The sequence below is a fragment of the Rhodobacter calidifons genome, from assembly GCF_011174775.1.
GTDB lineage: Bacteria > Pseudomonadota > Alphaproteobacteria > Rhodobacterales > Rhodobacteraceae > Tabrizicola > Tabrizicola calidifons.
The window spans coordinates 274,310-288,292 of the sequence record NZ_JAANHS010000003.1; the positions used below are offsets into that span (position 1 = coordinate 274,310).

14 protein-coding genes and 1 tRNA gene are annotated in these 13,983 nt (G+C 69.0%); 8 read left to right on the forward strand and 7 right to left on the reverse strand.

Annotated elements, in window-relative coordinates:
• Positions 1–59 precede the first annotated feature (59 nt).
• From G8O29_RS06200 to G8O29_RS06235, 8 genes are all read left to right on the forward strand, one after another.
• Positions 60–1,811 carry a type I secretion system permease/ATPase gene (locus tag G8O29_RS06200; protein ID WP_166402366.1) on the forward strand — a complete coding sequence of 584 codons (1,752 nt, stop codon included), beginning with the start codon at positions 60–62 and terminating at the stop codon, positions 1,809–1,811.
• Positions 1,808–3,106 (forward strand): HlyD family type I secretion periplasmic adaptor subunit, encoded by a 1,299-nt coding sequence (locus G8O29_RS06205; protein WP_166402367.1) that lies wholly within the window; start codon positions 1,808–1,810, stop codon positions 3,104–3,106. Before G8O29_RS06200 ends, G8O29_RS06205 begins: the two co-directional genes overlap by 4 nt.
• Before the next feature lie 156 nt (positions 3,107–3,262).
• Positions 3,263–4,198 (forward strand): hypothetical protein, encoded by a 936-nt coding sequence (locus G8O29_RS06210; RefSeq protein ID WP_242678923.1) that lies wholly within the window; start codon positions 3,263–3,265, stop codon positions 4,196–4,198.
• Positions 4,176–5,258: an endonuclease/exonuclease/phosphatase family protein gene (locus tag G8O29_RS06215; protein ID WP_166402368.1), complete on the forward strand. Its 1,083-nt coding sequence runs from the start codon at positions 4,176–4,178 to the stop codon at positions 5,256–5,258. The genes G8O29_RS06210 and G8O29_RS06215 overlap by 23 nt, the downstream gene beginning before the upstream one ends.
• A gap of 93 nt (positions 5,259–5,351) precedes the next feature.
• Positions 5,352–6,458: a 3-isopropylmalate dehydrogenase gene (leuB, locus tag G8O29_RS06220; RefSeq protein WP_166402369.1), complete on the forward strand. Its 1,107-nt coding sequence runs from the start codon at positions 5,352–5,354 to the stop codon at positions 6,456–6,458.
• A gap of 49 nt (positions 6,459–6,507) precedes the next feature.
• Positions 6,508–7,386 carry a DMT family transporter gene (locus G8O29_RS06225; protein WP_166402370.1) on the forward strand — a complete coding sequence of 293 codons (879 nt, stop codon included), beginning with the start codon at positions 6,508–6,510 and terminating at the stop codon, positions 7,384–7,386.
• Positions 7,387–7,494: 108 nt separating this feature from the next.
• A complete protein-coding gene (locus G8O29_RS06230) occupies positions 7,495–8,460 on the forward strand; it encodes a DMT family transporter (protein ID WP_166402371.1) in 966 nt (321 codons plus the stop codon).
• Between the two features lie 47 nt (positions 8,461–8,507).
• A tRNA-Pro gene (locus G8O29_RS06235) sits at positions 8,508–8,584 on the forward strand.
• Between the two features lie 15 nt (positions 8,585–8,599).
• Here the strand turns inward: G8O29_RS06235 and G8O29_RS06240 are convergent.
• The 7 genes from G8O29_RS06240 to G8O29_RS06270 all read right to left on the reverse strand — a co-directional run bounded on the left by G8O29_RS06240 (position 8,600) and on the right by G8O29_RS06270 (position 13,792).
• Positions 8,600–9,502, reverse strand: a complete 903-nt coding sequence (locus tag G8O29_RS06240; protein ID WP_166402372.1) for an ornithine cyclodeaminase family protein — start codon at positions 9,500–9,502, stop codon at positions 8,600–8,602.
• The gene (locus tag G8O29_RS06245; protein ID WP_166402373.1) at positions 9,499–10,122 is read right to left on the reverse strand and encodes an HAD family hydrolase; all 624 of its coding nucleotides are present in this window, start codon (positions 10,120–10,122) and stop codon (positions 9,499–9,501) included. Before G8O29_RS06245 ends, G8O29_RS06240 begins: the two co-directional genes overlap by 4 nt.
• The gene (locus G8O29_RS06250) at positions 10,112–11,047 is read right to left on the reverse strand and encodes a DMT family transporter (protein ID WP_166402374.1); all 936 of its coding nucleotides are present in this window, start codon (positions 11,045–11,047) and stop codon (positions 10,112–10,114) included. The genes G8O29_RS06245 and G8O29_RS06250 overlap by 11 nt, the downstream gene beginning before the upstream one ends.
• 74 nt (positions 11,048–11,121) lie before the next feature.
• Positions 11,122–11,475 (reverse strand): hypothetical protein, encoded by a 354-nt coding sequence (locus G8O29_RS06255; RefSeq protein WP_166402099.1) that lies wholly within the window; start codon positions 11,473–11,475, stop codon positions 11,122–11,124.
• Positions 11,476–11,566: 91 nt separating this feature from the next.
• A complete protein-coding gene (locus G8O29_RS06260; protein ID WP_166402375.1) occupies positions 11,567–12,052 on the reverse strand; it encodes a CAP domain-containing protein in 486 nt (161 codons plus the stop codon).
• The gene (gene fghA, locus G8O29_RS06265) at positions 12,030–12,860 is read right to left on the reverse strand and encodes an S-formylglutathione hydrolase (protein ID WP_166402376.1); all 831 of its coding nucleotides are present in this window, start codon (positions 12,858–12,860) and stop codon (positions 12,030–12,032) included. The genes G8O29_RS06260 and fghA overlap by 23 nt, the downstream gene beginning before the upstream one ends.
• Positions 12,857–13,792, reverse strand: coding sequence for an AEC family transporter (locus G8O29_RS06270; protein ID WP_166402377.1), 936 nt, complete (start codon positions 13,790–13,792; stop codon positions 12,857–12,859). The genes fghA and G8O29_RS06270 overlap by 4 nt, the downstream gene beginning before the upstream one ends.
• Positions 13,793–13,983 lie beyond the last annotated feature (191 nt).

Below are 13,983 nucleotides of genomic sequence, written 5' to 3' on the forward strand. Positions count from 1 at the left end.
ACAACGGTCAACCGTGGCAGATGCGCCGTCTGCGGCAGGAAGACGCCAGGGATGGACAGATGTCGGACACCGCGACCCGGAACGCCGAAACCCAGCCCGGACGGGCCGAACTGTCCGCCGCCCGCGCCGCCTCGCGCCAGGCCTTCACGACGGCGTTCCTGTTCTCGGCCCTCGTCAACCTGCTGATGCTGACGGCACCGCTTTACATGTTGCAGATCTACGACCGGGTGCTGGTCTCGCGCTCGGAAGAGACGCTGCTGGCCCTGTCGATCCTGATGGCCTTCCTGTTCCTCATCATGGGCATTCTGGACTATGCGCGCGGGCGGATCATGGCCCGGGTCGGCGCGCGGTTGCAGGAAAGGCTGGACAAGCGCGTGCTGGCGGCGGCCTTCCGCCGCCTGACGGTCGCGCCGCAGGACCTGCCTGCCCAGGCCGCGCAGCGCGACCTGGATGCGCTGGCCCGGTTCTGGGCCTCGCCCGTGATCCTTGCCCTGTTCGACGCCCCCTGGGCGCCGCTGTTCGTGGCGGTGATCTTCGTCTTTCACCCCTGGCTCGGCTGGCTGGCCCTTGCCGGCGCCGTGGTGATCGTCGCGCTCAGCTGGCTGAACCAGCGGGCGACGGCGGGCCCGCTGCACGCGGCCAGCCATGCCGGCCTTGCCGCCGAACGCCAGGCCGAGAACCTGAAGCAGGAATCCGAACTGGTGCAGGCGCTGGGGATGGCCGGGGCGGGCTTTGCCCGGCTGAAGGCCCGGCGCGACCTGGCGCTGGACGAAGGGCTGCGCGCGTCCGATGCCTCGGGGCGCTATTCGGTGCTGATCAAGACCTTCCGGCTGTTCCTGCAATCGGCCATGCTGGGGCTTGCCGCCTGGCTGGTCCTGCAAGAGGAACTGTCGGCCGGCGCAATGATCGCCACCTCGATCCTGATGGGCCGGGCGCTGCAACCGCTGGAGCAGGCGGTCGGACAATGGGCGGTCGTCACCCGAGCGGGCCAGGCGCGGACCCGGCTGTCCGAGCTTCTGGCCAAGGCACCGCCGGTGCCGCCGCGGACCGAACTGCCGCGCCCGCAGGCCCTGGTCGAGGTGCAGGCGCTGACCGTCGTCCCGCCGGGCGGGACCGCGCCGGTGCTGCGCAATCTCAGCTTCACCCTGCCGCCCGGCAAGGCGCTGGGGGTGATCGGGCCGTCGGGGTCGGGCAAGTCCTCGCTGGCGCGCGCGCTGACCGGGGTCTGGCCGCCCGCGGCCGGGCGCATCCGGCTGGACGGAGCGACGCTGGACCAGTACGACCCGGACCGGCTGGGCAGCTATATCGGCTATCTGCCGCAGCGGGTGACGCTGTTCGACGGCACCATCGCCGAGAACATCGCCCGCCTGCAACCGGGGGCCGAGGCCGGCGCGATCGTCGCCGCCGCCCGGGCCGCGGCGGCGCATGAGATGATCCTGAAGCTGCCGAACGGCTATGACACCCAGGTGGCCACGATGGGCAGCCAGCTGTCCGGCGGCCAGATCCAGCGCATCGGGCTGGCGCGGGCGCTGTATGGCGATCCGGTCCTGTTGATCCTGGACGAGCCGAATTCGAACCTTGACAACGATGGGTCGATCGCGCTGAACACGGCGATCCGCACCGCCAAGGCGCGCGGGGCCTCGGTCTTCATCATGGCGCATCGGCCGGCAGCGATCCAGGAATGCGACCTCTTGCTGGTCATGCACGAAGGGGCCGCCGCCGCCTTCGGTCCGCGCGACGCGGTGCTGCGCGAGGCGGTGAAGAACGCCGGCGACATCGCGCGATCGGCTGCGCCGGGGGGTGTGGCATGACCGGCTCGCGGATCTCGATGCGCCGCCCGATGCTTCTAGGCCTGGCTGCGACCCTGGTTCTGGTTGCAGGCTTCGGGGTCTGGGCCACGACGACCCGCATCGCGGGGGCCATCGTCGCCCCGGGGCAGATCGAGGTCGAAAAGGACCGCCAGGTCGTCCAGCACCCGGACGGCGGCGTGGTCGAGGCGATCCTGGTGGCGGAAGGTGCGCGCGTGGCGGCGGGCGATCCGCTGTTGCTGCTGGACGGGGCGGCGCTGCGGTCGGAACTGGCCATCGTCGAGGGCCAGCTGACCGAGCTTTCCAGCCGTTCCGCCCGGCTGATCGCGGAACGGGACGGGGCCGCCGCGCCGGACTTTCCCGCCGAGATGCTGGCCCGGGCCGAAACCTCGCCCGATGTGGCGGCCCAGATCGACGGGCAGCTGCGCCTGTTCGAGGCCCGCGCGGCGACGCTGGCCGAACAGCGCGCGCTTCTGACCCGGCGGATCGACCAGATCCGGGCACAATCGAACGGGATCGCCGCGCAGCAGGCGGCGCTGGCCACCCAGCTTGACCTTATCGAACGCGAGCTGGCCTCGCAGCAGGGCCTGTTCGAGAAGGGTCTGGCGCAGGCCGGCACCGTGCTGGCGCTGCAACGCGAACAGGCGCGGCTGCAAGGGCAACTGGGAGAACTGGCGGCCGATCTGGCGCGCACCGAGGATCAGGTGACCGAGATCGAGATCGAGATCTCCAGCCTCGCCACGCGCCGCCGCGAGGAGGCCACGGCCGAGCTGCGCCAGATCGGCCCGATGATCCTGGAACTGGCCGAGCGCCGGCGGGCGCTGGCCGAACGCATCGACCGGCTGGAGATCCGGGCGCCGGTGTCGGGGGTGGTGCTGGGCCTTCAGGTGACGACACCGCGCGCGGTGCTGCGCCCGGCCGATCCGGTGCTGTTCGTGATCCCGCAGGACCGCCCGCTGGTCATCACCGCCCGCATCGCGCCGATCCACATCGACGAGGTCGCGGTCGGGCAGACGGCCGAGCTGGTCTTTCCCGCCTTCTCGGCCCGCGACACGCCGCATCTGAAGGGCCGGGTCACGCTGGTCTCGGCCGATGCGCTGACCGATCCGCAGACCGGCGTCACCTATTACCGGGCCGAGCTGCAACTGGACGAGGGCGAGCAGGCGCGGCTGGGCGACCGGGTGCTCTTGCCCGGCATGCCGGTCGAGGTCTTCCTTCAGACCGGGCGCCGGACGCCGCTGGCCTATCTGGTCAAGCCCTTCACCGACTATTTCGTCCGCGCCTTCCGCGAAAGCTGACCCTGCCGGATTGTGCGGAAAATCTGCCATACTCGGACCTCATGGCACCGACTGACCCTTAAATGGCCACAAAGCTTGGGCTAGATGCGATTCAACCAGGGCGAGTCGGCAGAGACCGGGGCAGAATTGGACCGAATTGTGGCAAGCGGGACGGCGATGATCGAGGGATTGCGCAACCGGCTGCGGCTGGGCGTCGTGATCGGCGCCGACAGCCGGGCGCGGGCCTATCTGTCGCGGGTCACGGCCGCCGGGGTCCGCGCCTTCCTGGTGATGATCCTGGTGGTGATGCCCTCGATGATCCTGCCCGGCATCGGCACCGACACCAAGCAGAGCGTGGCGCTTGTCGCGCTGTTCGCGGGCGCGCTGGTGTTCTTCGAATACAATGCCGTCTATCCCAGCCTGATCGAGTTCCGCGACGGCGCGCCCTACAACCGCATCCGCTATCTGATGATGCTGACGGTCGTCGTCTTCCTGTCGGCCATCGTCGCCGATCTCGAGGCCTCGACCACGGTCACCCGGCTGTTCCACGCCCTCGGCCTGGTCATCGGTTCGGCGCTGGATTTCCCCTACTCGCCGGTGCGGCTGGCCAGCTACATGCTGGCCGATGACGCGACGCCCGCGCAGGTGGCGATGGTCAAGGTGGCGGCAGGCACGGCCTATATCGTGTCGCTCTTCTCGCTGGCGCTGTTCGTCATCGTCCTGAAGCTGGCCGGCTGGCCCTCGACCAAGAGCGCGTTCAACGTCTGGGTCAACCTGCCCACCTTCGAGCCGACGGCGGGCGGCGATGTGGTGGACCGGCTGGTGCGCGATTCGCATGTCAATCTGGCGGTGGGCTTCCTGTTGCCCTTCGTGATCCCGGCCATGATCGCCGTGCTGACCCGCGGCATCCCGGCCGAGACGCTGACCTCGCCGCAGACGCTGATCTGGACGATGGCGCTTTGGGCCTACATGCCGGCGGCCCTGATCATGCGGGCGGTCGCGATGGCGCGCATCGCCGACATGATCCGCATCAAGCGCGCGGCCAAGCTGGCCGTCCTGGGCGCGATCGAACCCTCGGCGCTGAACCGGGATGAGGACGAGGACGATCTCTAGGGCGGTCGGCCTGTGCTGCGCCCTTTCGGTCGCGCTGGCCCTGCTGGCGGGACCTGCCGCCGCCGATCCCCTGCGCATCGCGACCTGGAACGTCGGTCTGGACCGCAGGGGTCCCGGGCTTCTGGTGCAGGACCTGGCCGAGGGCAAGGACCCGCAGGTCGCTGCCGTGGTCCGGGTGCTGGCCGCGCTGGATGCCGATGTGGTCCTGCTGACCGTGGTGGATTACGACCGGGGCGGCGTGGCCCTTCGCCTGCTGGCCGACCGGCTGGAGGCGGCAGGCGCGCCCTACCCCCACCGCCTTGCCTTCCGCCCGAACACGGGGATGCAGACCGGTTTCGACATCGACGGCAACGGGCGCCCGGGCGATGCGCGCGATGCGCAGGGCTTCGGGCTGTTCTCGGGTCAGGGCGGAATGGCCGTCCTGTCGCGGCTGCCCCTGGACGCGGCCGCAGCGCGGGACTTTTCGGCCTTTCTCTGGCGCGACCTGCCCGGCGGGCTGGGCGACGATCCGCCCGATCTGGCCGCGGTTCAGCGCCTGGCGACGACCGGCTTCTGGGACGTGCCGGTCCTGACCCCGGACGGCCCGCTGCACCTTCTGGCCTGGCACGCCACCCCCCCGGTCTTCGACGGGCCCGAGGACCGCAACGGCCGCCGCAACCATGACGAGGCGGCGTTCTGGCGGCTGTTCCTGGAGGGAAAGCTGCCGATGCCCCCGCCCGATGCGCCCTTCGTCCTGCTGGGCGATGGCAACCTGGACCCCGCCGATGGCGACGGGCTGCGCGAGGGGATCGGCAGCCTGCTGGCCCATCCCGCCCTTCAGGATCCCGCCCCGCGCGGCAGCCACGGCCGGACCGAGCCCGACCATGCCGGGGACCCCGCGCTGGACACGGTGCTTTACGCCGGTCTCGGCGGCCTGCGGCTGGATTATGTGCTGCCCGCGGCGGGGCTGGAGGTGACCGGCGCGGGCGTGCTCTGGCCGGCGTCCGATGATCCGCTCTGGCCCGACCTCGGGACCGCCTCGCGCCACTTTCCGGTCTGGGTCGATCTTGCGCTGCCCTGAGCCAGCGCGCGGCAGGACCGCCGCCTTCGCCGCTTGAAACTTCCGGGCCGAAGGGCTAGGGCCACGGCGACCCACCACCTTGCGGAGCACGTCATGGCGAACCCGTCCCTTCTGATCCTGGCCGGCGACGGCATCGGCCCCGAAGTCATGGCCGAAGTGAAGAAGATCATCGGCTGGATGGGGGCCAGGCGCGGCGTGCAGTTCGACGTGTCCGAGGACCTGGTCGGCGGCGCGGCCTATGACGCGCATGGCACCCCCCTGACCGATGCGACCATGGCCAGGGCGCAGGAGGTGGACGCGGTGTTGCTGGGGGCCGTCGGCGGGCCGAAATACGACAAGCTGGACTTTTCCGTCAAACCCGAGCGCGGCCTTCTGCGCTTGCGCAAGGAGATGGACCTCTACTCCAACCTGCGCCCCGCGCAGTGCTTTGACGCGCTGGCCGATTTCTCCAGCCTGAAGCGCGAGGTCGTGGCGGGGCTGGACATCGTCATCGTGCGTGAGCTGACCTCGGGCGTCTATTTCGGCGAGCCGCGCGGCATCTTCAGGGAAGGCAACGAACGGGTCGGCATCAACACCCAGCGCTATACGGAATCCGAAATTGCCCGCGTGGCGAAATCGGCCTTCGAGCTGGCGCGCAAGCGGTCGAACAAGGTCTGCTCGATGGAGAAGGCCAATGTGATGGAATCCGGCATCCTCTGGCGCGAGGTGGTGCAGGAAGTGCACGACCGCGACTATCCGGATGTGGAGCTGAGCCATATGTACGCGGATGCGGGGGCGATGCAGCTGTGCCGCTGGCCCAAGCAGTTCGACGTGATCGTGACCGACAACCTGTTCGGCGACCTTCTGTCGGACGCCGCCGCGATGCTGACCGGCAGCCTTGGCATGCTGCCCTCGGCCAGCCTGGGCGCGCCGATGGCCAATGGCCGCCCCAAGGCGTTGTATGAGCCCGTGCACGGGTCTGCGCCGGATATCGCGGGCCAGGGCAAGGCCAACCCGATCGCCTGCATCCTGTCCTTCGCCATGGCGCTGCGCTACAGCTTCGACCTGGGCGCGGAAGCGACCCGGGTCGAGAAGGCGGTAGAGAAGGTGCTGGCCGATGGCGTCCGCACCGCCGACCTGATGGGGCCGGAAGGGGGCACTCCGGTCTCGACGGCGCAGATGGGCGATGCGATCGTCGCCGCGCTGGACGCGAGCCTCTGACTTTGTGACGCCGGGCCCCACCGGCCCCGGATCCTGAAAGGAAGCATCCATGTCGCCCACAGGAAAGGGCCTTCTTCTGGGCCTGGGCGGCTTTGGGCTGTTCTCGGTCGCGGATGCCACGATCAAGCATCTGGGCGGCGCCTATCACGCGGTGCAGATCGTGGCCTTCGCCGGGCTTTTCACCCTGCCGCTGATCGGTCTGATCTGGCTGCGGACCCGCGCGCCGCTGCGCCCGGCGCATCCCTGGCTGATGGCGGTCCGGTCGCTGGCGCTGGTCGGCAACGGGCTTCTGGTGACCTATGTCTTCACCGCGATCCCGCTGGCCGAGGCCTACGCGATCTTCTTCACCCTGCCGCTGGTCCTGACGCTGATGGCCTGGCCGCTGCTGGGCGACCGCGTCGATGCGGTGGGCGCGCTGGCGGTGGTCGTGGGGCTTATCGGGGTCATGGTGGCGCTGAACCCGGGGCGGGTTGCCTTCGGGATCGGGCATCTGGCGGCCGTCGCCGGGATGGTGCTGGCGGCGGTGCATTACCTGATCGTGCGCAAGGTGGGCGGGGTCGAGGCTCCGGTCGCGATGCTGCTGTATCCCGTTCTGGCGCAGACCGTCTCGGCCTTCCTGCTGTTGCCCGGCCGCTATCAGCCGATGCCGCTGGCCGATCTTGCGACCGTGGCCGGCGTCTCGGTCACCGCGATGGTGGGGACGCTTCTGATGTTCGCGGCCTACCGCGCCGCGCCGCCGGTGGTGGTGGCCCCGACGCAATACTCCCAGATCGCCTTCGCCGCCCTGTTCGGCGCGCTGTTCTTCGACGAGCCGATGTCGCCGGCAATCGCCATCGGCATGGCGATCATCGCCGTGGCGGGCCTTCTGGTCATCGCCCGGCAGGACCGGCCGCACCCCGCCGCGCTGGCCGATCCGCAGCGCGGATAGAGCCGGCCAAGGCCTTGCACCCGCCCGCGTTTCGGGTGAGACTGTTGCCGCTAACACAGGGCCCGACCGGCGCCCGGCCCCGGAACTCCTGACCCGGAACCTTTTGGAATGTCCCCTACGCTTCGCGGTGCGCTTCTGTCGCTGGCCGCCTTCGCCTTCTATGCCACCCATGATGTCGTGGTGAAGTATCTGGGCGGGCATTACTCGGCCTTCCAGACCATGTTCTTCGCCGGGCTGATGAGCTTTCCGCTGATCACCATCCTGCTGCTCAGCGACCGGCGCGACGGCACGCTGATCCCGCGCCATCCCTGGTGGACCGTGATCCGCACCGTCAGCGCCGTGGTGACGGGGGCGATGGGGTTCTACGCCTTTTCCGTCCTGCCCATGGCGACCTGCTATGCGATCTTCTTCGCCATGCCGCTGCTGATCACGCTGATGGCGATCCCGATGCTGGGGGAAAGGGTCGGCCTGCGCCGGGGCATCGCGGTCGTCGTCGGGCTTCTGGGGGTCATCATCGTCCTGCGCCCCGGCAGCGGCGAGGGCTTCTCGCTGGGGCATCTGGCCGCGCTGGGGGCGGCGACGACCGGGTCGCTGTCCTCGGTCATCGTGCGCAAGATCGGGCGGGAGGAGCGGTCGGTCGTGCTGATGCTGTATCCGATGGTCCTGACCTTCATCGCCACCGGAGCGCTGATGCCGCTGGTCTATCAGCCGATGCCGGTGATCGACCTGGCCCTGACCGCGGTGATGGCGCTTCTGGGCACCCTGGGCGCCCTGGCCTCGATCGCGGCCTACCGCATCGCCGCGGCCATCGTCGTGGCACCCATGCAGTATTCCCAGATCATCTGGGCCGCGCTTTACGGCTGGCTGTTCTTCGACGAATCCATCGATCTGTACACCGGCATCGGTTCGGCCGTCATCATCGCCTCGGGCATCTACATCGTCCTGCGCGAGGGCACGCCAGAGGTCAGCCAGAACCGCCCCGTGCTGGAGAACCGCTCGCGCTGGGAGATCGGCACCTTTCCCCGCATCTCGACCTGGCTGAAGCGGTTCGAAAGGGGCGGCGATCAGGCGTGAGCCCCCTTGCCAAAGCCGGGCTTAGGGTTTAACCCGCAGCCCACGGTCGGAGCGTAGCGCAGTCTGGTAGCGCACCTGCTTCGGGAGCAGGGGGTCGGAGGTTCGAATCCTCTCGCTCCGACCAAATTCCCGACAGTCCCTATGCGGAACGATTGGCCCAGGCCCGGGCGATGTAGGTCGCCGTCATCAGGTCCAGATGCGCGCCGCCGCCGTTCTTGGCGATGGTGATCTCGTCATCCGACCGGCGGGCGTAAAGCGCGGGGTCGTCGTAGAAATCGGCGATCACGTCGGCTTCGGTGATCGCGCCCGAAGCAATCGGGTCCATCAGTTCGCCGATGTGGTGAAGGGTGGTGGCGCGGCTGTCCACGAAGACCCGCGCGCGAGCCATGGCGGCGTCGTCCACCTCGCGCATCCCGGGCTTGTAGGCGCCGATCAGGTCCAGGTGCTGGCCCGGTTGCAACCAGTCGCCCCGGATCAGCGGTTCGGTCGCCATGGTGGCGGTGCAGATCACATCGGCCGCCCGGACCGCCGTTTCCAGATCCTCGGCCACCGGCAGGCCCATCGCTTCGGCCGAGGCGCGCGAGCGGCTCCAGACGGTGAAGCGCGCCTCGGGGAACAGGGCGGAATAGGCTTCGACCATGCTGCGCGCCACCGCCCCGGCGCCGACGAGGAGGAAATTGCGCGCATCCTTCCGCGCGAGGCGTGAGGCGGACAAGAGGCTGTCGCCCGCCGTCTTCCATTTGGTGACCAGGTGGAAATCGACGATGGCCGTCAGCTCTCCGGTCGCGTCGTCGAACAGGGTCACGGCGCCGAAGATCGTCGGCACGCCGCGGGCGGCATTGCCGGGGAAGATCGTCGCCACCTTGACCAGCGCGCCCAGCCCGTCGATCCAGGCTGCGCGGTCCAGCAGCGTATCCTGACCGCGATAGAGGAACATGTCCCTGATCTCGGCCCGGGGCAGGCGGTGCCCGGCCTCGAAGGCGTCAAGCAGGCCCTGCCAGGACAGAAGCGCCTCGGCCTCTTTCGGAACGATCTGGGTCATAGCCCTGCCTCTTCGTTGGTCAATAGTCCCTCGGCCACCAGTCGCGCGGCCCAGCCTTGCCAGCTTTCGAACTGATGCGTGCGCCAGCCCCGGCGGGCGGCGGCGGTGATGTTCTCGGCCTTGTCGTCGGTGAACAGCAGCCGGTCCGGAGCGATGCCGCAATCCTCTTCCACCGCCTGATAGATGCGGGGATCGGGTTTCGAGACCCGCAGCCGGCCCGAGACATATTCGCGGTCGAACTCGCCGAGGAAATCCAGCTTGGTCCGCGCCTCCTCGTAGGAGTAGCTGCCGAAATTGGTCAGGCAGAAGACCGGCACGCCCTTGCCCCGCAGCGCGCGGAGAAGGGCGATGGAGCCTTCGATGCGGGGGCTTGCCAGCTCGATCCAGCGGTCATACCACATGCGGATTTCGGCGGCCCAGTCGGGGTGGCGGTCGGCCCAGTCGTAGATCGTCTCGCGGAAGAGCGCGCCGTCGTCGATCAGCGCGTTCATGCGGAACAGATCGACCTCGGCAAACAGTTGGCGGCGGCGGCCCTCGCCCAGAACCCGGTCGTAGAAGGCCTCGGGCTGCCAGCGGGTCAGCACATTGCCGATGTCGAAGATCACTGCCTCAGGCTGCATCGCTTTTCCGTCTCAACACCGTTTCCCGCCAGATCACATAAAGGCCCGAGCCGCAGATCAGCGCAATCCCGACCCAGGACACCGCGTCGGGGAAGGTGCCGAAGACGACCAGCCCCCAGAAGATCGCCAGCGGCATCCCGACATATTCGAAGGGCGCGATCAGCCCGGCCTCGGAGGTGCGGTAGGCCTGCGTCACCATCATCCCGCCGATCCCCACCGACAGGCCGGTGGCCAGGAAGATCGGCCAGTCGTGCAGCGGCGGCCAGATCCAGGGACGGAAGAGGAAGGCCCGGATCCCGTCTTCGGTGGCCAGATGGCCGTCTCCGGCCCAGGCCCCCATCGCAAGGCTGACGAGGACAAAGCCAAGCTGGACATAGAAGGACAGCGTCATCGCGCTTTCGGTGCCGCCCATGTGGCGGGCCAGCAGGTTTCCGGCGGCGTAAAGGACGGCCGAGAACAGGACCAGAAGGGCTGCGGGCTGGATGACTCCGGCGCCGGGACGCAGCATGACGATGACGCCGACCATGCCGATGATGACGGCGGCCCAGCGCCGGGGGCCGACCTTTTCGCCCAGGAACAGGATCGACAGCAGCGTGATGACGATGGGGCTGACATAGGCCACCGCCACCGCATCGGCGAGGTCCATCACCGCAAGCCCGGTGAAGTAGGTGACGTTCGACAGCATGACGATGGCCACGCGCACAAGGTGCGTTGCGGGGCGATGCGTGACCAGCTGCGACCAGCCCCGGTCGGACCAGTGGATCACGCCCAGGATGAAGGCCATGGCGACGATGGCGCGGATCAGGATGACCTGATGCAGCGCATAGCCGCCCGACAGGAACTTGATCGAGACATCGTTGACCGAAAAGATCAGCGTGCCGCCGATGGCGAAGAGGATGCCGGTCAGGGCGGGGGAACGGGCCATGCGGCCACAGAAGCCGGGGGGCCGGGTTCCGTCTGTTCCGCCCGCGACATCAGGTGACGCAGGCAGGCCGGGGATCAGGGGTTGGTCGCCGGGGCTTCGGTCGCCGGAACTTCGGGGGCGGGTGCTTCGGCCGCCGGGACTTCGGGGGCCGGGGGGGCTGCGGGGACCTCGGCCTGCGCAGCGGCGGCGGCGGTTGCCGCAGCGGCTTCAGTTGCGGCTTCCAGCTTCTCGCCCAGCTTGTCGATCTGGGCCTGAAGCTCGGCCACCTGCTTTTCCAGCGCGGCCTTTTCGGCCTCCATCTTGTCCAGCGCGGCTTCCTTCACCTGAAGCCCGGCCTGAAGGGCGGTCACGCTCTGGCTCGACTGGTAGGCGTAGAAGCCGAGGATGGCGAGCGAGGCCAACAGAATGGCAAGGACCAGATTCTTCATCCGCAACTCTCCGACTGCGCCTGTGGTGGCGGCACCTGACCACAAGCGCCGCGGTCGCACAAGCGGGATGGTGCGAGACTCCGGGGGCCGGTCAGGCCGGGTCGGCGAAGACCTGGACCCAGTAGTAGCGCAGCGCCGCCCGGTTGCCCCGGATCGGGCGGTCGTCGGCCTGATAGACAAGGGCGATCCCGGTCTCCTGCATCGTGCAGTCCAGCATGTTGCGGCGGTGGCCGGGGCTTTTCAGCCAGCTTCGCACCACCTCGCCCGCCGATCTCTGCCCCGCCGCGATGTTTTCCGCCGCCGCGCGGTAGTCGTAGCCCTGCCGCCTGATCCGGCTGGAGAAGCGGCTGCCATCCTTGCCGGCATGGGCGAAGAAGTCCTGCTCGGCCATCGCCCTTGCATGGGACCGCGCCGCCGCCATCAGCTTCGGATTGGGCCTCAGCGGCCCGCAGCCCGCCTTGGCCCGGGCCGCGTTGACCGCCGACAGGACCGACTCGGCCGGCCCGGCCGCAAGCGGCGGTGCCAGCGCGACCGACAGTGCGATGAGAGCGGCGCTAGCCCAGGAAGGCCTGGGCATGGAAGGACACATGGTCCTCCATGAAGGTCGAGACGAAGAAATAGCTGTGGTCATAGCCCTTCTGCATCCGGAACGTCCCCCCCTGCCGCGCCGAGGCCATCGCTTCGGCCAGTGCTTCGGGGCGGAGCTTGTCGAGGAACTGGTCGGACGTCCCCTGATCGACCAGCAGCGGCCCGTCGAATCCCCGGCGCCGCATCAGGAGGGTGGCATCATGCGCCGCCCAGGACGACTCGTCCGTCCCGAGATAGGCAGAAAACTGCGGACGGCCCCAGTCGCTGGACGTCGGGTGGCAGATCGGCGCGAAGGCCGAGGCGGATCTGAAACGGCCCGGAAAGCTCATGGCGATGGTCAGCGCACCGTGGCCGCCCATGGAATGGCCGGTGATCCCCTGCACCTCTTCGGCCAGCGGGAAGGCGTTGAACAGAAGGCGCGGCAGTTCGTCGGTCACATAGTCCCACATGCGGAAATGCGGAGCCCAGGGTTTCCGGGTGGCGTTGACGTAGAAGCCCGCGCCCTGCCCCAGCGCGAAGTCGGGGTCGTTGGCGACGCCCTCGCCGCGCGGGGAGGTGTCGGGGAAGACCAGCGCGATGCCTGCCTCGGCCGCCCAGCGCTGTGCGCCGGCCTTCACCATCGCGTTTTCATGCGTGCAGGTCAGGCCCGAGAGGAACCACAGGAGCGGCACCGGCCCGTCCTCGGCCTGGGCGGGCAGGAAGAGGCCGAAGGTCATGTCGCAGGCGCAGGCGATCGAGGCATGGGTATAGACGCCCTGGACGCCGCCGAAGGCCCGGTTCTCGGACACGGTTTTCATATGTAGCCCCCCTGGCTGAGCAGCGCAATCACGGCTGTCACCGTCAGGACCGAGGCGGCCGTGGACAGCAGGATCGCGGTGGAAACCCGTTGCGGCGCAACGCCGTAGTGCTGCGCCAGGATGAAGACGTTGCCCGCGACGGGCAAGGCGGCGGCGGCGATCATCACCCCCGCCGGATAGCCGGTGACGCCCAGCAGCCAGCAGGCCCCGGCCACGGCGGCGGGGTGCAGGACCAGCTTGGCCAAGGACAGCCAGGCCGCGACCTCGATCCGTTCGGCCGAGCGGCCCGCCAGCGAGGCGCCGATGGCAAAGAGGGCGCAAGGCGTGGCGGCGGCGCCGAGGAGGGTCAGGAACTCGTTCGCCGGGGTAGGCAGTGCAAGGCCGGTCGCGCCCCAGGCGATGCCCAGGACGACCGAGACGATCATCGGGTTCTTCGCCAGTCCGGTGGCCAGGATGCCGAAGGTCTGCGCGCTGACCCGCCCGGCCCGCAGGCCCGTGATGATCATCGTCAGGATCGAGGAGAACACGATCAGATCCACGGCCAGAACCAGCAGCACCGGCCCGACCGCCTGCGGGCCAAGCAGCAGGGCCAGCATCGGGATGCCCAGGAAGCCCACATTGCCGATCACGCCGGTATGGGCCTCGAACACCGCTTCCTCGGCGCTGGTGCGGCGGGCAAGCGCGACGCCCGCGACAACCAGCCAGACGGTCGAGGTGGCCAGCAGGTAGGCAAAGACGAAGGGCCAGGAGAGGATCGCCGCCACATCCAGATTGGCGGAAAAGCCGAACAGCATCGCCGAGAGGGCGAAGTAGAACACGAAGCGAGTCAGGTAGGCCGTCGCTTCCTGAGAGAAAAAGCGGGTGCGCCCGGCGGCGTAGCCGAGGCCGATCACGGCGAAGAAGGGCAGGGTCTTCAGGAGGATCGCAAGCATGGCCGCAGAGGTGTCACGCAAGCGCGGAAAGGGCAAGGCTTCCGGCCGGGAATCGGTCGGCCGGCGACCGGCCCCGCCAGAAGGCGGCGGACCGGGGCCGGACCCGGCCCGATGTGGCAAAAGCGGGGCAAGGGGATCGCGCGGATTGTTTCTGCCGCAAAGGCCCTAATGGGGGTGGGGCGGGAAAACCC